Origin of the sequence: Rhodopseudomonas sp. P2A-2r (genome assembly GCF_026015985.1) — a bacterium.
In the GTDB taxonomy this organism is placed as follows: Bacteria; Pseudomonadota; Alphaproteobacteria; order Rhizobiales; family Xanthobacteraceae; genus Tardiphaga.
Window position 1 is genome coordinate 3482910 of record NZ_CP110389.1, and the last position, 17831, is coordinate 3500740.

The 17831-nt window shown below is 63.5% G+C and carries 14 protein-coding genes; 8 read left to right on the forward strand and 6 right to left on the reverse strand.

Annotated features, from left to right (window positions below; all coding sequences use genetic code 11):
* Nucleotides 1-28: 28 nt before the first annotated feature.
* The 3 genes from ONR75_RS32825 to ONR75_RS32835 are packed head-to-tail and all read left to right on the forward strand — an operon-like array spanning nt 29 to nt 3755.
* Nucleotides 29-1546, forward strand: a complete 1518-nt coding sequence (locus ONR75_RS32825; protein WP_413776352.1) for a hypothetical protein — start codon at nt 29-31, stop codon at nt 1544-1546.
* A complete protein-coding gene (locus ONR75_RS32830) occupies nt 1513-1821 on the forward strand; it encodes a hypothetical protein (RefSeq protein ID WP_413776353.1) in 309 nt (102 codons plus the stop codon). Before ONR75_RS32825 ends, ONR75_RS32830 begins: the two co-directional genes overlap by 34 nt.
* Nucleotides 1818-3755: a DUF3971 domain-containing protein gene (locus ONR75_RS32835; RefSeq protein ID WP_413776354.1), complete on the forward strand. Its 1938-nt coding sequence runs from the start codon at nt 1818-1820 to the stop codon at nt 3753-3755. The genes ONR75_RS32830 and ONR75_RS32835 overlap by 4 nt, the downstream gene beginning before the upstream one ends.
* 74 nt (nt 3756-3829) lie before the next feature.
* On the opposite strand, the gene ONR75_RS16805 is transcribed toward ONR75_RS32835, so the two are convergent.
* The 3 genes from ONR75_RS16805 to tyrS all read right to left on the reverse strand — a co-directional run bounded on the left by ONR75_RS16805 (nt 3830) and on the right by tyrS (nt 8203).
* The gene (locus ONR75_RS16805; protein ID WP_265078278.1) at nt 3830-5524 is read right to left on the reverse strand and encodes a methyl-accepting chemotaxis protein; all 1695 of its coding nucleotides are present in this window, start codon (nt 5522-5524) and stop codon (nt 3830-3832) included.
* A 125-nt stretch (nt 5525-5649) separates the two neighbouring features.
* On the reverse strand, nt 5650-6864 hold the full coding sequence (locus tag ONR75_RS16810) for an MFS transporter (RefSeq protein WP_265078279.1): 1215 nt from the start codon (nt 6862-6864) through the stop codon (nt 5650-5652).
* An 85-nt stretch (nt 6865-6949) separates the two neighbouring features.
* Nucleotides 6950-8203: a tyrosine--tRNA ligase gene (gene tyrS, locus ONR75_RS16815; protein ID WP_265078280.1), complete on the reverse strand. Its 1254-nt coding sequence runs from the start codon at nt 8201-8203 to the stop codon at nt 6950-6952.
* A gap of 156 nt (nt 8204-8359) precedes the next feature.
* Between tyrS and ONR75_RS16820 the strand changes: the two genes are divergently transcribed.
* Both ONR75_RS16820 and ONR75_RS16825 read left to right on the forward strand, forming a co-directional pair.
* Nucleotides 8360-9463 carry an anhydro-N-acetylmuramic acid kinase gene (locus tag ONR75_RS16820; RefSeq protein ID WP_265083693.1) on the forward strand — a complete coding sequence of 368 codons (1104 nt, stop codon included), beginning with the start codon at nt 8360-8362 and terminating at the stop codon, nt 9461-9463.
* A gap of 102 nt (nt 9464-9565) precedes the next feature.
* Complete coding sequence (locus ONR75_RS16825; protein WP_265078281.1) at nt 9566-10243, forward strand: glutathione S-transferase family protein; 678 nt, start codon at nt 9566-9568, stop codon at nt 10241-10243.
* A 29-nt stretch (nt 10244-10272) separates the two neighbouring features.
* Here ONR75_RS16825 and ONR75_RS16830 read toward each other — a convergent pair whose 3' ends face one another.
* The 3 genes from ONR75_RS16830 to ONR75_RS16840 all read right to left on the reverse strand — a co-directional run bounded on the left by ONR75_RS16830 (nt 10273) and on the right by ONR75_RS16840 (nt 13919).
* The gene (locus tag ONR75_RS16830) at nt 10273-10920 is read right to left on the reverse strand and encodes an alpha/beta hydrolase (protein ID WP_265078282.1); all 648 of its coding nucleotides are present in this window, start codon (nt 10918-10920) and stop codon (nt 10273-10275) included.
* A 389-nt stretch (nt 10921-11309) separates the two neighbouring features.
* Nucleotides 11310-12323, reverse strand: a complete 1014-nt coding sequence (locus tag ONR75_RS16835) for an alpha/beta fold hydrolase (protein ID WP_265078283.1) — start codon at nt 12321-12323, stop codon at nt 11310-11312.
* 312 nt (nt 12324-12635) lie between these two features.
* Nucleotides 12636-13919 (reverse strand): DEAD/DEAH box helicase, encoded by a 1284-nt coding sequence (locus ONR75_RS16840; protein WP_265083694.1) that lies wholly within the window; start codon nt 13917-13919, stop codon nt 12636-12638.
* A gap of 255 nt (nt 13920-14174) precedes the next feature.
* On the opposite strand from ONR75_RS16840, the gene ONR75_RS16845 reads away from it, so the two are divergent.
* The 3 genes from ONR75_RS16845 (at nt 14175) to sufC (ending at nt 17802) form a co-directional block, all read left to right on the forward strand.
* Nucleotides 14175-15341: a cysteine desulfurase family protein gene (locus tag ONR75_RS16845; RefSeq protein ID WP_265083695.1), complete on the forward strand. Its 1167-nt coding sequence runs from the start codon at nt 14175-14177 to the stop codon at nt 15339-15341.
* A gap of 93 nt (nt 15342-15434) precedes the next feature.
* Nucleotides 15435-16916 (forward strand): Fe-S cluster assembly protein SufB, encoded by a 1482-nt coding sequence (sufB, locus tag ONR75_RS16850; protein WP_265078284.1) that lies wholly within the window; start codon nt 15435-15437, stop codon nt 16914-16916.
* Between the two features lie 130 nt (nt 16917-17046).
* Nucleotides 17047-17802, forward strand: a complete 756-nt coding sequence (gene sufC, locus ONR75_RS16855) for a Fe-S cluster assembly ATPase SufC (protein WP_265078285.1) — start codon at nt 17047-17049, stop codon at nt 17800-17802.
* Nucleotides 17803-17831: the final 29 nt, after the last annotated feature.

Below are 17831 nucleotides of genomic sequence, written 5' to 3' on the forward strand. Positions count from 1 at the left end.
AAGTGATAACTCAAACCGATTGGCAGCGATGCCGGTGCGTGTCTGTCGGTGTTCGATCAGCGCGAGATCCGGAGGCAACCGATCTCACCGTCAGCGCCAGCACCGAGAGGCAATGGCCAGGAATAAGCCGCCCCAAGCGTTCAGTCCGCGCGCCGATGATCCGCACTCGCAATGGGATGATGCCTCCTGGGATCATGACCATGACGAGGCCGCCGGACATCGTGCGCGTCGGCTGCTGTCCGGACCGAACACACGTATTCACGGTGTAAGCGATGGCTTGTCTGCATCTCATCGCTGGTTCTCCGGAACGCGGTGGATGAAGCGGCTCGCGGGCGTCGTTGGCATCCTGATCTTGCTGATCGCGATCTGTTTCGGCGCCCTGTGGTGGCGGCTCGGAGCTGGCCCCATCAATTTCGACATGGCGACGCCCTGGCTCGCCGACGCCATCCAGGACAATATCGGTCAGGGCAACACCGTCGAGGTCGGCGGCACCCAGATCGAGCGCGCAGGACGCGTCCGAGTCGCCGTGCGGATCCGCGACATTGTCGTCAGGGATCGCGACCACGCCATTGTTGCCAGCGCGCCGAAGGCGGAAGTTCGTCTTTCCCTGAGCGCCATGCTGGTCGGGCAGTTGCGTGCCGAGAGCCTCAGTCTGGTCGATGCGGTTCTGGCGGTCCGAATCACACCGGATGGGCAGGTCACGGTATCCACCGGCGACAACGCGCGTCCGATCGCGACCGGCGTGGCTTCGGCGCGCCGGCTCGATACGCCCACCGCTGCTCCGGGGCAAGCGCCGGAGGAGGTCGCACCGACGGCAGGCGCGCCCGATATCAAATCCGCACCCGGCACCGCGCCCGCTGACCGCAAGGAATCGGTGAGCGGTTTGCTCGCGGGCCTCGACTGGCTCGACAGCCTCAGCCTGACCGGCCTCGACGGTCAGAACCTCAATGAAATCGGTTTGAAGAACGGCAACCTGGTGGTCGACGACCAGCAGCGCGGCAATAAATGGAACTTCGATAACATCTCGCTCAGCCTGCGACGGCCGCACGATGGCGGTGTCGCCATGAGCGTGGGAGAGGCCGGCGCTCATCCGTGGAAGCTCGGCGTCGTGGTCGGCTCGCCATCGAACGGCGTGCGGTCGGTCGCCATTCACGCTGACAACGTGCCGGCCAGGAACATCCTGCTGGCGTTGCGGCTGAAGGACCTGACCTACAGTGCTGACCTTCCATTGACCGGAGACCTCAAGGGCGAACTCGCTCGCGACGGCATGCCGACCTATTTCCGGGGCAAGATCACCGCGGGCGCCGGTACAATCATTGACAACGATACTCCCGACTATCCGATGCAGATCGATCAGGGGAGTTCAACGTCGAATGGGATTCCAACCGTCGCGTTCTGCTGGCGCCGTTCAAGATCATTTCCGGCGCCAATCGCGTCACGCTGCTCGCGCATGTGGAGCCGCCGAACGACAGCATTCCCAACTGGCAGCTCGGCTTCAGCGGCGGCACCATCGTGCTCGCGGGCGCCGAGGGCGAACAGCCCCTGATTTTCAACCGCATCTCCATCGGCCTGCGTTTCGACACTGATAACAAGCGGGTGTTGCTGACCCAGGCGGACATCAGCAATGGCGAGATCGGCGTCGCCGGCACCGGCAGTATCGACTATGCCGGCGAGCCGCGGCTGACGCTCGGCTTTGCCGGCACACCCATGTCGGCGTCGGCGCTTAAGCGCATGTGGCCGATCCTGATCGTGCCTGAGGTGCGCGAATGGGTGATCGAACGTGTCGAGCGGGGGCGCTTCAGCGCATCGAGGTCGGAGTGAATTCGCCGGTGCGCAATCTGTCGCGTAGGGGGCCGCCGATTCCGGACGACGGTCTTTCGGTGACCATCACGGCCAATGGCGTGACGCTGCGCCCGGTCGACGACCTCCCGTTGATTCGCGACGCCGACCTGAGGGCGCGCGTCACCGGCCGCACCGCGACCGTGACGATCGGGCAGGCGGGGATCGACACACCCGCCGGCCGCAAGCTCAATCTGAGCGATATCGTTTTCGAAGTGCCTGACATGGCCCCCAAGCCTTCGCCCGCCAAGGTGCGGTTCAAGATCGACGGGCCTGTCCCCGCGGTGGCCGAAATCCTCGCCTCCGACCGGCTCAATGAATTCACGGGCAACCTGCTCGATCCCAACACCACCAAGGGGAACGTGTCCGCGCAGGTGACGCTGGGCATGCCGATCAAGCGCGAGCTGACCAAGACCGACACCACCTACGGCATCAATGCCGACCTCACGGCGTTTTCCGGCGAAAAAATGGTGATGAACCAGAAGCTCGAGGCCGCGACGCTGAAGGTCATGGCCAACAATCAGGGCTATCAGGTCAAGGGTGACGTCAAGATCAATGGCCAGGCCGCGTCGCTCGACTATCGCAAATCGAACGATGGCGATGCCGACGTCCGCCTGCTGGCGACGCTGGACGATGCCGGCCGTGCTCGGCTCGGCTACGATCTCGGCCCCGCCGTCAGCGGCGCGATTCCGATCAAGTTGATTGGCAAGATCGGCAGCGGCGACCGCGAGAGCAAGTTCGGCATCGAAGCCGACCTTACCGGCCTCAAGCTCGACAACATGCTGCCGGGCTGGGCCAAGCAGCCCGGCAAGGCCGGCCGCGCCGTGTTCAACGTCGTGCAGAAACAGCAGTCGACCCGGCTCGAGGATATCGTGATCGACGGCAGTGGCGCGCAGATCAAGGGCGCGGTCGAAATCGACCAGAACGGCGATCTGGTCAGCGCGAACTTTCCAACCTACGCGCCGTCGGAAGGCGACAAGACTTCGCTGAAGGCCGAGCGCGGCCCCGACGGCGTGCTGCGGGTGACCATGCGCGGCGACGTGTTCGACGGCCGCGGCTTTCTGAAGTCGGCAATTTCCGGCAAGGAGACTGATCCCAAGAGCAAGACCAAAAGCATCGATTTCGACATCGATGTGAAGCTCGGCGCCGTTGCCGGCTTCTTCGGCGAGGCGGTGCGCAGCCTCGATACCAAGGTCTCGCGCCGCAATGGAACGATCCGGAGTTTCACACTGTCGGGCAAGCTGGGACGCGATACGCCGCTCAACGGCGACATGCGCGGCAGGGGCCAGGGGCAGGGCCGCGACGTCATCTATATCGAGACCAACGACGCCGGCGCATTCTTCCGCTTTAACGACATCTACGCCAAGATGACCGGCGGACAGCTGGCGCTGGCGATGGATCCGCCCGCTGCGGATTCCCGGCCCAAGGAGGGCCTGATCAACGTCCGTGACTTCAGCATCAAGGGCGAGGCGTCGCTTGATCGCGTCGCGGCCGGCGGGCCCGGGGCCTCGCAGGGTGGCATCAGCTTCTCGCGTCTGCGCGCCGAGTTCACCCGCCAGAACGGACAGCTCACGATCCGGGAAGGCGTCGTCAAGGGCCCGTCGATCGGCGCCACCATCGAAGGCAGCATCGACTATCCCGCCAACCAGGTTCGCATGAGCGGGACCTTTGTGCCGATGTACGGGCTGAACAACATGTTCGGCCAGATCCCGATCGTCGGCCTGTTCCTCGGCGGCGGCAGCAATGAAGGGCTGATCGGCGTGACCTATGAAGTGGTCGGGACGCCCGGCCAGCCGGTGCTGCGCGTCAATCCGATCTCTGCCATGGCGCCCGGCGTGCTGCGCAAGATATTTGAGTTCGGCACCGGCAAGCAGAACAATCCGGTAGAATTCCCGAATTCACCCGGCAACAACTGACCATTGAACGTAACGATAGCCGGCGCGGTTCTTGAGGGCCGCGCCGGCTATCGGATCTGCTGCTGCGGGTTGCGTCAGGCGGCGCGCACGCCGGCCAGGAACGTGTTCACCTCACCGGACAGTTGCTCGGCCTGGCGCGACAGGCCGGTCGCGGCACTCAACACCATGCCGGCGGCACTCCCGGTCTCGTGGGCGGCGGTGCTGACGCCGCCGATGTTGGTGGTGACCTCCTGGGTGGCCTGCGCGGTCTGTGTCACGTTGCGGGCGATCTCTGCCGTCGCGGAGCCTTGTTCCTCGATCGCCGAGCCGATCGACGTGGCGATGGCGCTGACCTCCTCGATGGTCGCGGTAATGCCCTGGATGGCATCGACGGCTTCCTTGGTGGCGCTCTGGATCTGGGCGATGCGGGTGCTGATTTCCTTCGTCGCTTCCGCAGTCTGGCTGGCGAGGCTTTTCACCTCGGATGCAACGACGGCAAAGCCGCGACCAGCCTCGCCGGCGCGCGCCGCCTCGATGGTGGCATTCAGCGCCAGCAGGTTGGTCTGGCCGGCGATGCTGGAGATCAGTTCGACCACGTGTTCGATCTGTTGCGCGCCGTCGGCAAGAGCGCGCACGATGGTGTCGGTGCGACGCGCACTGTCGACGGCGTGGCTGGTGATCTTGGCGGACTGCGCGACCTGACGGCTGATCTCGGTGATCGACGACGATAGTTCCTCCGCGGCGGACGCGACGGTCTGGACGCGGCTGCTGGCCTCGTTCGCTGCGGTGCTGACGACATTGGCCTGCTGATTGGTGCGGTCGGCGGTGCTGGTCATGGATTGTGCGGTGGCTTCCAGTTCGGTGGAGCCGGAAGCCATCAGCCCGACCAACTGACCGACCGAGGCGTCGAAGCGGTTGGCCAGCGCAATTAGCGCGTCGCGCTTCTCGGTCTCGCTCAGTTGCTTCAGCTTGCTCTGCTCGGCCTCCAGCGTGCGCGCGGTCATCGCCGTCTGGCGCAGCATCTCCAGCGTCTCGGCCATCCGCCCGATCTCGTCGCCGCGATCGGTCTCCTCTACGGCAGTTTCGAGCGAGCCGGTGGCGATGCTCTGCATGCGTCGCTGCAGCCGCATCAGCGCGCCCAGAACATCGCGGGCGATCAGCCATGACATCAGCGCCATCAAGGCCATGACGCCCGCACCGATTGCGCCAAGCTTGATCAGCAGGGCGTTAACATCGGCATCGAGGTCGTCGACATAGAGGCCGACACTGACCGTGACATCCCACGGCGCGTAGTAGCGCGCGAATACCATCTTCCGGGTCGGCTCCGTCTGGCCCGGACGGGGATAGAGATAGTAGGCGGTGCCGCCCTCCGCGCTCTGCCGCCCCGCATCCATGATCGCCTTGGCGATAAGGACGCCGTTTGAGTCCGTGGCGCCCGTGATCTTGTCCTGCAATTTTTGGTTGGCGGAGTTCACCAGGATCGTTTGATCCGCGCGATAGACGACGGGATAGCCCTGCTTGTTGCCAAAGAACATGCCCTTGCCGCGGGCGCGGTACTGCATCTGCGCATCGGCCAACGTCATTTTGCCGGCGGTCACCTCGTCCTGAAGCGTCTCGGCCATGCCGACCAGCATGTCGACGGCCGTATGAAGCTGCGCCATGCGATCTTCGATCATGCGCTTCTGGCTGAGCGAAGCGGCCACAGCGATGACGGCGCATACCGCGACCGCGGAAACGGCGACCATGCCAGCAAGCTTTGTGCGGATCTTGAAACGGCTGAGCAGATTCATAGAGACCTCGGATCGAGAGAGTTGCTAACCGATAGTACCGGCAATCTCCTTACTAATGGTGAAGGTGGAGCTTCGCGACCAGAGGATGAGCGAGGCAGGGCAAGGCGCGCGGGAGCCATGCAGCCTCAGCGCCGCAGCGCCGGCACGACGAGGAAGGGAATCATGCCCAGCACAACGCTGACCAGCGCGAAGGCGATGAGCAGATCGTAGCTCTGAGTCCAGTCGTGAATGAGGCCCCCGCTCCAGGAGCCGAAAGCCGAGCCGAGGCCGCTGCCGATGGTGATGGCACCGTAGATCGTGCCGACCCGCTCGCCGCGAAAGATCTTCATGGCGGTCGCGGTAAGCAGCGGGCCGCGCGAGCCGATCATGCTGCCGAAGCAGACGACGAAGCCGGTCAGCAGCCAGTAATTCGGGTACCGCTGCAACAGCCACAGCATGACGATGCCGACGATCGACAGGGCATAGCTGCACAGCACCGAGGGCCGTCGGCCGATGATGCCGTCGAGCCAGCTGATGCCGAGCATGCCGAACAGCAGCACCACGCCGCTGAAGCCCCAGGCCGTCGCCGATATCAGCGGCGGAAAGCCCGCATCGATCAGATAGGCGACGACCTGCGGCGAGATGGCGTACATCCCGATGGCGGTAAAGAAGAAAGTGGCAAACAGCGCCCAGAAGGCGTGATGGCGCAACGCACGCGGCAGCGTCCAGCCTTCGTCCGGCAGGTCGTGGCTCTCCGGCCTTTCCAGGTGTGCGGAGCCGCCCGCGTAAGTTCGCCACGGCAGAAGCAGCAGCGGCACCAGCAACGCGAGCACCAGCCAGCCGAAGCTCTGATAGGCGCCGCGCCAGCCGAACCGGTCGATCAGGATCTGGGCGAACGGTAGCATGATCAGAACCCCGGCGCCGGTTGCCGAGTACACGACTGCCATCGCGGTCGGCAGCCGTTTGCCGAACCAGCGGCCGAGCAGGATCGAGTTCGGCACGTTGCTGATGCAGGCCACGCCGAACCCGAGCGCCACGCCGATGCTGAGCTGGAATTGCCAGAGCTGTTGCGCAAAGGCGGCCGACAGAAAGGCGCCGGCGATCAGCACCAGGCCGGTGGCGAACACTGCGCGCGGGCCGGAGCGATCGAACAGCCGTCCCACCAGGGGCGAGGCAAGGCCGGCGCAAAGCGCGGTCAGCGAATAGATCGAGACCACGTCGCCGCGGTCCCAGCTGAAAGCCTGCGAGATCGGCAGCAGGAAGACCGTGAAGCTCTCCTGCAGCCCGCGGCCGAGCACCGACAGCGTGAAGCAGACGCCGAGGACGGCAAGCGCAGTGCGCTGGGAGGCTTTCGGGTCCATCGGGCGACTCTTCACGGCGTTTGCGAATGGCCCCACAGGTGGAGCGCGTTTCGACAGCCGTGAACAGTGCGCCAGGCGAATGGGCCTATGCAGGCTTGAGCAGGATGTGTTTTTTCTTGCCGAGCGAAAGCTTGATCACGCCTTCCGGCGTCAGCAGCGCCGGTGTCAGCAGCATCTTCTCGTCGGTGACCGGCACGTCGTTGACGCGCAGCCCGCCGCCCTTGATCTGGCGCCGCGCCTCGCCGTTGGAAGCGACGAACCCCGCAGTGACGAAAACGGCGAGGACGCCGATGCCGGCGGCAAGTTCGTCCTGCGGAATATCAATGGTCGGCAGGCTCGCGGAAATCGAACCTTCCTCGAAGGTTTTCCGCGCCGTCTCGTTGGCCGCGTCGGCCGCCTCGCGGCCGTGCACGATGGCCGTGGCCTCGGTCGCCAGGATCTTCTTGGCTTCGTTGATCTCGGCGCCGCCGAGCTTTTCCAGCCGGGCAATCTCGTCGAGCGGCAGGCGGGTGAAGATCTTCAGGAACCGGCCCACGTCGTCGTCTTCGGTGTTGCGGAAGTACTGCCAGAAATCATAGGGGCTGAAGAGGTCGCCATTGAGCCATACCGCACCGGTGGCCGACTTGCCCATCTTCTCGCCGGAGGATTTGGTGAGCAGCGGCGTAGTCAGCGCGTAGAGCTGCGGGCCGCCCATGCGATGGCTGAGATCGACGCCGTTGATGATGTTGCCCCACTGGTCGGAGCCGCCCATCTGCAGCGTGCAGCCGTAGCGCCGGTTGAGCTCGGTGAAGTCGTAGCCCTGCATGATCATGTAGTTGAATTCGAGGAAGGACAGCGACTGGTCGCGGTCGAGCCGCAGCTTGACGCTGTCGAAGGCGAGCATGCGGTTGACCGAGAAGTGCCGACCGACGTCGCGCAGGAATTCGACGTAGTTCAGCTTCAGCAGCCAGTCGGCATTGTTGACCATCAATGCGTCGGTCGGGCCGTCGCCGTAGCGCAGCATCTTGCCGAATATTTTTTTGATGCCTTCGATGTTCTCCGCGATCTTTTCGACCGTGAGCAGCGACCGCTGGTCGTCGCGGAACGAGGGGTCGCCAACCATTGAGGTGCCACCGCCCATCAGGGTGATCGGTCGGTTTCCGGTCTCCTGGAACCAATGCAGCATGGTCACCGAAATCAGATTGCCGATGTGCAGCGAGGTCGCCGTGGCGTCATAGCCGACATAGGCCGTGACCGGACCCTTGGCGCAGGCGGCGTCGAGCGCCTGCGGATCGGAGATCTGGTGGATGAAGCCGCGGCTCTGCAGCACGTTCAGGAAGTCTGATTTAAATGCGGTCATCGGCTGAAGACTCTGATCATGATATTTTTACGCTGACTCGACAGATTGGCGGTGCGCCGGGATCGGCGTCCGCCCGACCGGGAGGCGCCGTGTGGCATTATAAGATCGGGCCATACGATACAAGTTTGACCGCAGAGGACCTTGGCCGTGCCGACCATGCTGACCACCATCGGGCTGATGAGCGGGACCTCGCTGGACGGGGTCGATATTGCCTTGATCGAGACCGATGGTCATCGCGTTGGCGCGTTCGGCCCCTCCGGCTACCGGGCATATTCCGATGCCGAACGGGCCGTGCTGCGCCAGGCGCTGGCGGAAGCGGTGCAACTGTCGGACCGCCACGCGCGGCCGGGCATTCTGGCCGAGGCCGAACAGGTGGTGACGGCGGCGCATGCCGAGGCCATGGCCGGGTTTCTGGCGGACAACGGCATCGCCCGTGAAAATGTCGATATCGTCGGATTTCACGGCCAGACCGTGCTGCACCGCCCGGCCGAGCGGCTGACGGTGCAGATCGGCGACGGCGCGGCCTTGGCGCGGGCGATCCATATTCCCGTGATGCATGATTTTCGCGCCGCCGATGTCGCCGCCGGCGGGCAGGGCGCCCCGTTCGTGCCGGTGTATCACCGGGCGCTGGCGCAGGCCCTGGGACGCGAAGGACCCATCGTGGTGGTCAATATCGGTGGCGTCTCCAACATCACTTATATCGACGGCGACGACCTGCTGATCGCCTGTGATACCGGTCCGGGAAATGCGCTGATCGACGACTTCATGCTGCGCACCAGCGGTCAGCCGTTTGATGGCGAAGGCAAGCTGGCCGCGCAAGGCCAGGTCGACGACGCATGGGTGGCACGCGGGCTACAACTGCCGTTCTTTTCCGCGCCGCCGCCAAAATCGCTCGATCGCAACGATTTTGCCGCGCTTCCGCTGAGCAACATGATACCGGCTGACGGGGCTGCCACGCTGACGGCCTTCACCGCCGCAGCCATCGCCAGCATTGTGCCGCTGCTGCCTCGGCCGCCGGCAAGCTGGATCGTCACCGGCGGCGGGGCGCGGAACCTGACGATGCTCCGCATGTTGCGCGAGAAACTGGCGCCAGCAACCGTCGAGGCCGCCGGGGCGCTGGGGTGGTCCGCCGATGCCATGGAGGCGCAGGCGTTCGGCTTCCTCGCGGCGCGCGGCCTGAAAGGCCTGCCGCTCAGCTATCCCGCCACCACCGGGGTGCCGATCCCGATGAGGGGCGGGGTGTTGGTGTCGGCTGCCTGACCCGGATCCCCGACCACAGATAATTCATGCAAGTGCATTTATCTTGACGGATTAATGCAACTGCATGTACATGGGCGCTCTGGATCACCCCGGGGAAAAGTCATGACGCAGCAGCTCAAACTGATCAGCCACAAACTGTGTCCCTACGTGCAGCGCGCCGCGATCGCGCTTGGCGAAAAAGGCGTGGCTTTCGAGCGGATCGATATCGATCTCGCCGCCAAGCCGGACTGGTTTCTGGCAATGTCGCCGCTCGGCAAGGTGCCCGTGCTTCAGGTATCGAGCGGGACGGGCGACGCTGTGCTATTTGAGAGCAACGTGATCTGCGAATATATCGATGAGGCGTTCAGCGGGCCGAAGCTGCATCCGCAGGATGCACTGGAACGCGCGCAGCATCGCGCTTGGATGGAGTTCGGATCGTCGATCCTGGGCGATGTCTGGGGTCTGGAAACCACGGCCGACGCGGCGGTGTTCGAAACCAAGCGGCTGGCGGTTGCCGCAAAATTCGCGCGCGTCGAGGCCGCGCTTGGAACGGGGCCTTATTTTGCCGGCGCTGCCTTCAGCCTCGTCGATGCAGTGTTCGCGCCAATCTTTCGTTATTTCGAGGTGTTTGATCGTCTCAGCGATCTGCGGATCTTTTCCGACACTCCGAAATTGCGCGCCTGGCGAACGCAGCTTGCGCTGCGTCCGAGTGTCAAGGCTGCGGTGCCGGCGGAGTATCCCGAATTGCTGTACGCCTTCCTGCTACGCTACGACGCCCATCTGCTGAAGCTGGCGGCGTAGAGCGCACCGGACCGGCCGACGTCCAACGATCAGCGGACGTTGGCGAGCCGCATGTCGAGATAGCCGGTGACCGATTCCATCAGCGGCTGCAGTTTGCCGTCGAAGAAGTGGTTGGCGCCGGGGATGATGTGCTGGTCGATGACGATGCCCTTTTGGGTCTTCAACTTCTCGACCAGGGTGTTGACGTCCTTGGGCGGCACCACCGCGTCCTTCTCGCCATGGACGATCAGGCCCGAGGACGGGCAGGGCGCCAGGAACGAGAAGTCATAGAGGTTGGCCGGCGGCGCGATCGAGATGAAGCCTTCGACCTCGGGGCGGCGCATCAGAAGCTGCATGCCGATCCAGGCGCCGAACGAGAAACCGGCGACCCAGCAGGCGCGGGCTTCGGGATTGATTGTCTGTGCCCAGTCGAGCGCCGCCGCCGCATCCGACAATTCGCCGGTGCCGTGGTCGAACGAACCCTGGCTGCGGCCGACGCCGCGGAAATTGAAGCGCAGCACCGAGAAGCCGCGATGCACGAAGGCGTAATAGCACTGGTAGATGATCTGGTGGTTCATGGTGCCGGCGAACTGCGGATGCGGGTGCAGCACCATGGCGATCGGCGCGTTCTTCTGCTTGGCAGGATGATAGCGGCCTTCGATGCGGCCGGCAGGGCCGGTGAAAATGACTTCGGGCATGAATGATCCTTAGATGATCTCTTGGGCAATCAACCGACTTCGCGCAGTGTTCGGCGGGTGGGCTTGAAAAGCCCGGGCTCGGGGAGCTCTGCGTCTCAAGTGGCGGATCGGGCGCAACGTTGGACGGCGCCGGGTGAAGCTGAGGCCGCGTTCTACCATGAGCGCAGGGGCAAAAAGCAAGGCTTTTGTCGCTGTCTAGGCCCGGCGCAGCCCCGGGTCGCCGGACGTAACCGCCTGAAATTCAAATAAAAACGATGCGGGACCGGTGCAACGGACAGCTTCGATCGATGCCATCAGCGCCCGGTAACGCCGGCTTCCCGAAACCGTTTGGCCTTTGCCTGGTGCCGAAGAAGCGATTGTTGCTGGCAAAGCCATCAAGGCGAACATCATCACCAAGCTGCGCGTTGGGGTAGCCCCAATAGTCTTGCGCTGCGATCATCGACTTTTGCGTCCGAGCGCACGGTGTCCACGACATCACGGATCGCATCGATCACGATATCGGGCCGGTCGAACTGGATATAATGGCTGGCGTCGGGCACCAGCACTTGTCGACCGCGTGTCGACCACGAGGCTTCGTCCTGCTGCAGTTTTTGCCAAACGCCTCGTTGCAGGACATCTTCCTGCTTCGTCATGTTTTGACTCTTCAGCGTCGCCGCAGTGAGCGGTGCCATCGCCGTAAGGACAATTAGAGGGCGGTCGCCCAGTGCGCGTGAAATACGCCCTTCGGCTTTGGTCCGATCAAGGCCCTCCATCTCCGAGAGCGCTCCTGCAAATGATGTACTGGAATAGGCGTTTGTCATCTGGGTGACGCTTGCAGGGACATTTGGCGGCCCTTCTGACGGCATTGTCAGGCGGATGATCCCCGTCCATGACAAGTTCATCACACTCTTCATGGCTTCAGCGCTATGATCCGCTTTCGGCTTCACCTCCTCGGCCAGCCTGGCATCCTGATCGGGATGGGAGGTATCGACGAACACTAGCCCGGCGACCTGATCACCAAATTTTCTGGTATAGGACAAGGCGTAGGGCCCGCCGATGGAATGCGCGACCAGAACAAACGGCCCCTTCTCTCCAGCCGCCATCAGGGTCGCATTGAGATCGTCCGCGACGGAATCGGCATGTTGTGGTGTGGCCTTTGGATCGCTCCACATGATCCCGGCGCGGTCATAGGCACAAGCGCGCGTAACGCCAGCAACGGCGTCATGCACCTTCGTCCAGGACAGCGAACCGGAAAGATCCAGCCCAGCCTCGAAAATCACTGTCGGGAATCCGTTCCCGCGGCAGTCCAGATGCGTCTTGCGCCCGCCAATATCTACCGGCTTGCCCGGTGGGGGATATTTCGCCACGGCGTGATACCGCGAAAGCGCCTCATATGCGGCGCCGGTGGCAACAAGCAGCGCCATGAGCAGAAGCAGACCCAGGACGATGTGCTTGATCCAGGGCCATATCTTGGATGAACGGGATGGAAGCGGTGGAGATATCAACGGAGGTCCGATCATAAAGTGAACGGGAGCGACGGCGGGCAGCCCGCTATTTTGCGCACGTTACCGTCGCTGCGCATCATCCTGAGCGCCTCGCTTTCGTCGGGGCGCGCCATGTTGATCGATATCCTGCCGCCGCGGGTCGCAGCCTTGGCGAGACAGGCTCTAAGACGCTCCGGGCTTGCCGGAGCCAGGCGAAGGTACGTTCAACGACCCAGCTTCGCTGCAGTACGATTAAGCGACCTTGGCCGCCATGCGCGCGGCAAGTTTCTCTTCCTCGGTCCAGATTTTGCGTTCGCGCGGCGGTTTCGCCGGCTTGACCTGCTTGGCCGGCCCGCCGCCCAGCACCGGCGCGCGCGCGGTCGAGTGGCGCGCCACTTCGCAATGCCACTGGTGGTCGTCGTGAACGGTCAAGGTCCGACCGATTTCCCGCTCCACATCATGCAGCCAGGCGCGCTGCTCGGCGTCGCACAGGGTGATGGCGAAGCCGCTGCGGCCGGCGCGACCGGTGCGGCCGATGCGGTGAACATAGCTTTCCGGCAGGCTCGGCAGGTCGTGATTGAACACATGCGTCACGGTGTCGACATCGATGCCGCGCGCCGCGATATCGGTCGCCACCAGAACCTGCACCGTCCCGGCGCGAAAAGCGTCCAGCGCACGCTCGCGCTGACCCTGCGACTTGTTGCCGTGCAGCGCCTCGGCGGTGATCCCGGCCTCGGTGATGAAGGCGCAGACTTCGTTGGCAATGTTCTTCTGCAGGGTGAAGACGACGGCCTGTCCGATCTCCGGCGTCTGCAGCAGCGCCAGCAGCGCCGCCTTCTTGTGGGCTGCGTCCATGAACATCACGGACTGTTCGATCCGGTTGACGGTGGTCGATGGCGGGGCGATCTCGACCTTCGCGGGATCGCGCAGCAGGCTCTCGGCCAGCGCGGCAATGGATTTGGGCATCGTTGCCGAAAACAGCAGGGTCTGCCGATCCTTCGGCAGCGTTGCGACAATGCGCTCGATCGGCTTGGCGAAGCCCATGTCGAGCATCTGGTCGGCCTCGTCCAGCACCAGCGCTTCAAGCCCGGACAGGTCGCACAGGCCCTGGTCGATCAGATCCAGCAGGCGGCCGGGCGCGGCCACGATGATGTCGACGCCTTCCTTGAGCGCATTGACCTGATGGAACTGACTGACGCCACCGAAGATGGTTGTGACGCGAGGCTGCAGATGGCGGCCGAACGTCTCGAAACCGGCCGCAATCTGGGACACCAGTTCGCGCGTCGGCGCGAGGACCAGGACGCGGGCACCGCCTTTGGGCGCCGGACGGGGATTTTGGGCCAGGCGATGCAGCAGCGGCAGCGCGAAGGCGGCGGTCTTGCCGGTGCCTGTCTGCGCCATGCCAAGCACGTCACGGCCCAGCAGCAGCATCGGAATGGATTGGGCCTGGATCGGGGTCGGGCGGGAATAGTCTTCCTCGGCCAGTGCCTGCAGCAACAATGGCGCCAGAGCGAGATCGGCGAAAGTCATGGTCATGGTCACGCGGCGCCTCCAGCGCTGAGCAAGGCTGCGCCTGGTCGGGCTTAGCTTTATGAGAGGGCGGACTGTTAGGGGCGATGCTGCACTGCGTCAACGCGGAAAGCAGGGCGGCAGCGGTTTAGTGTCCGGTTTCTTATTCCGCCGCGCTAAAGTGGATCGACATCTGTTCGCCCATAACCGGACCTACAAGTTGGTGAAGCTTGCGAACATCCGCCCGCCATTTCATCAATCCACGCGAAGGCATTGAATTCATTGGCCCGTGACCGCGTCTATCTCGACTGGAACGCCACCACGCCGCTGCGCCCCGAGGCCCGAGCGGCGATGACTGCGGCCTGGGATCTCGCCGGTAATCCGTCGTCGGTGCATGCCGAGGGCCGCCAGGCGCGACGGTTGGTCGAAGACGCCCGGGCGGCCATCGCCGCGGCCGTGGGTGCCGATCCACGCAACGTCGTGTTCACCTCGGGCGGTACCGAGGCCAATGCGCTGGCGCTGGGTCCCGGGCTGCGCCGTGGAGGTGGGCAAGCTATTGAAAAATTGGTGATTTCCTCCATTGAGCATGCGTCCGTGCTGTCCGGTGGCCGGTTTGCCGCCGGGGACACGGCGATGGTGCGTGTCACCGATTCCGGGCTCGTCGATCTCGACCACCTGCGCGTGCTGCTCGATGGTCCCCCGGCGTTGGTCTCGGTAATGCTGGCCAACAACGAGACCGGGGCCCTGCAGCCGGTCACCGAGATCGCGGAACTGGTTCATCAGGCCGGGGGCTTGCTGCACGTCGATGCGGTGCAGGCGTTTGGCAAAATACTGATTGATATCAGTGCTCTGAAAGCTAATCTTCTATCGATTTCTGCGCATAAAATCGGCGGTCCCAAGGGAGTCGGCGCGTTGGTGTTGGCCGAGGGCGTGGCCGGGCTCGATGCGCTGCTGCGCGGGGGCGGGCAGGAGCTGGGGCGGCGCGCAGGGACCGAGAATGTGCCGGGCATTGCCGGCTTCGGCGCGGCGGTGCGGGCGGTGATGGCCGGGCTCGACGAGGATGCTGCCCGGATGGAACAGCTGCGCGATCGCCTTGAGGAGGGCTTGCGGCAAACCAGGGGCGTTTTTGTGTTCTCCCAGAATGTGCCGCGTTTGCCCAATACCACACTTTTTGCGGTCCCTGGCCTGAAGGCGGAGACCGCGGTGATCGGGTTCGACCTCGAAGGAATCGCGGTATCGTCGGGATCCGCCTGTTCCTCCGGCAAGGTGCAGCCCTCTCATGTGCTGGAAGCGATGGGATTCGGTCCGGAACTCGCCAAGTCTGGCCTGCGTCTCAGTCTTGGCTGGTCAACCAGCGTTGCGGAGGTTGATCGTTGCCTGGAGGCTTGGCGAAAGCTCTCGGGTACATTACTTAAGCTGAGCGACGAAACACAGCTTGAACGGTTCTAAGGCAGGTGATTTCATCCGCGGAACATCGTAAAGAACCCTTTCAAGATTGAATTTGATCCACCGCGGTCCTTGAAACCGCGAGCGGAGGATAGAATGGCTGCCGTACAAGAGACCGTCGATCGGGTTCGCCAGATCGACGTCGATCAATATCGCTATGGATTCGTCACGGACATCGAGTCCGACAAGGCGCCCAAGGGGCTGTCGGAAGACACCGTCCGCTTCATCTCCGCCAAGAAGAACGAACCGGCCTGGATGCTGGAATGGCGCCTGGAAGCCTATCGGCGCTGGCTGACCATGGAGGAGCCCACCTGGGCGCGGGTTCACTATCCGAAGATCGACTTCCAGGATCTCTATTACTATTCGGCGCCGAAGCCGAAGAAGGCGATCGGCTCGCTCGACGAGATCGATCCGGAAATTCTCGAGACCTACAAGAAGCTCGGCATTCCCCTGCGCGAGGTCGAGGCGCTGGAAGGCGTCGTGCGTCCCGAGGGCGAGCGGCGAATCGCGGTGGATGCGGTGTTCGATTCGGTGTCGGTGGCGACCACCTTCCAAGCTGAGTTGAAAAAGGCCGGCGTGATCTTCATGCCGATCTCGGAAGCCATCCGCGAACATCCCGAACTGGTGCAGAAATATCTCGGCACGGTGGTGCCGACCTCCGACAACTTCTATGCGACGCTGAATTCCGCGGTGTTCTCGGACGGCTCGTTCGTCTATGTGCCGCCAGGCGTGCGCTGCCCGATGGAGCTGTCGACCTATTTCCGCATCAATGAGCGCAACACCGGCCAGTTCGAGCGCACTCTGATCATCGCCGACAAGGGCGCCTATGTCAGCTATCTCGAAGGCTGCACCGCGCCGCAGCGCGACGAGAACCAGCTGCATGCCGCTGTCGTCGAACTGGTCACGCTCGACGATGCCGAAATCAAGTATTCGACGGTGCAGAACTGGTACCCCGGCAACTCCGAGGGCAAGGGCGGCATCTACAACTTCGTCACCAAGCGTGGCGACTGCCGCGGCAACAACTCGAAGATTTCCTGGACCCAGGTCGAGACCGGTTCGGCCATCACCTGGAAATATCCGAGCTGCATCCTGCGCGGCGACAATTCGCGCGGCGAGTTCTACTCGATCGCGATCTCGAACGGTCACCAGCAGGTCGATTCCGGCACCAAGATGATCCATCTAGGCAAGAACACGACCAGCCGGATCATCTCCAAGGGCATCGCCGCCGGCGTCTCGCAGAACACCTATCGCGGCCTCGTCACTGCGCATCGCAAGGCAACCAACGCCCGCAACTTCACGGCGTGCGACTCGTTGCTGATCGGCGACAAATGCGGCGCGCACACCGTGCCCTATATCGAGGCCAAGAACTCCTCGGCGCTGTTCGAACACGAGGCCACCACGTCGAAGATTTCCGAGGACGTGCTGTTCTACTGCGTCCAGCGCGGGCTTAGCCAAGAAGAAGCGGTCGGCCTGGTGGTCAACGGCTTCGTGAAGGACGTGCTGCAGCAGCTGCCGATGGAATTCGCTGTGGAAGCGCAGAAGCTGATTTCGATCTCGCTCGAAGGCTCGGTTGGATAGCGATCTCGCTGGTGAGGGCTGCGCAGCAGTTCTCTCTAAGCATCGGCGACAGAAATGAAGGTTCATCCTTCGAGGCGCGCCAAACCGGACGCGCAACTCGGGATGATATGGATAAGAGGATAGAAGACCAATGGCATTGATCGAAGTCAAAAACCTGCAGGTGCGTGTCGAGGAACGCGAGATCCTCCATGGCCTGAACCTGACGGTGAATGCCGGCGAGGTCCATGCCATCATGGGGCCGAACGGCTCCGGCAAGTCGACGCTGAGCCATGTCATCGCCGGCAAGCCGGGCTATGAGGTGACCGGTGGTCAGATCCTGTTCAAGGGCGAGGACCTGCTGGAGATGAGCCCCGATTCCCGCGCCGCCGCAGGCGTCTTCCTGGCGTTCCAGTATCCGGTGGAAATTCCCGGCGTCACCACCATGAACTTCCTGCGCACCGCGCTGAACGCGCAGCGCAAGGCGCGGGGCGAGAGCGAATTCCTGGTGCCGGAGTTTCTCAAGAAGGTGCGCGATGTCGCGGCCTCGCTGAATATTCCGATGGAAATGCTGAAGCGCGGCGTCAACGTCGGGTTCTCCGGCGGCGAGAAGAAGCGCAACGAGGTGCTGCAGATGGCGCTGTTCCAGCCCAGCCTGTGCATCCTCGACGAAATGGACTCCGGTCTCGACATCGACGCGCTCAGGGTTGCCGCCGACGGCGTCAATGCGCTGCGCTCGCCCGACCGTGCGATGGTCGTCATCACGCACTATCAGCGTCTGCTCAACTACATCGTGCCGGACGTCGTCCACGTGATGTCGAAGGGCCGCGTGGTGAAATCGGGCGGCAAGGAACTGGCGCTCGAGCTCGAGGCGACCGGTTACGCTCAGTACGAAGATGTGGCGGCTTAACGACCTGGCAGCCTGACGGCGCCGAAACG

Bases quoted from the DNA above. Each gene is read 5' to 3' on its own strand.
- ONR75_RS16805 (WP_265078278.1), bottom strand. From the start codon at position 5,524: ATGAATCTGCTCAGCCGTTTCAAGATCCGCACAAAGCTTGCTGGCATG.
- ONR75_RS16820 (WP_265083693.1), top strand. From the start codon at position 8,360: ATGCTGACCACCATCGGGCTGATGAGCGGGACCTCGCTGGACGGGGTC.
- ONR75_RS16835 (WP_265078283.1), bottom strand. From the start codon at position 12,323: ATGGCGCTGCTTGTTGCCACCGGCGCCGCATATGAGGCGCTTTCGCGG.
- ONR75_RS16830 (WP_265078282.1), bottom strand. From the start codon at position 10,920: ATGCCCGAAGTCATTTTCACCGGCCCTGCCGGCCGCATCGAAGGCCGC.
- sufB (WP_265078284.1), top strand. From the start codon at position 15,435: ATGGCTGCCGTACAAGAGACCGTCGATCGGGTTCGCCAGATCGACGTC.
- ONR75_RS16825 (WP_265078281.1), top strand. From the start codon at position 9,566: ATGACGCAGCAGCTCAAACTGATCAGCCACAAACTGTGTCCCTACGTG.
- tyrS (WP_265078280.1), bottom strand. From the start codon at position 8,203: ATGACCGCATTTAAATCAGACTTCCTGAACGTGCTGCAGAGCCGCGGC.
- sufC (WP_265078285.1), top strand. From the start codon at position 17,047: ATGGCATTGATCGAAGTCAAAAACCTGCAGGTGCGTGTCGAGGAACGC.
- ONR75_RS16840 (WP_265083694.1), bottom strand. From the start codon at position 13,919: ATGACCATGACTTTCGCCGATCTCGCTCTGGCGCCATTGTTGCTGCAG.
- ONR75_RS16810 (WP_265078279.1), bottom strand. From the start codon at position 6,864: ATGGACCCGAAAGCCTCCCAGCGCACTGCGCTTGCCGTCCTCGGCGTC.
- ONR75_RS32825 (WP_413776352.1), top strand. From the start codon at position 29: ATGCCGGTGCGTGTCTGTCGGTGTTCGATCAGCGCGAGATCCGGAGGC.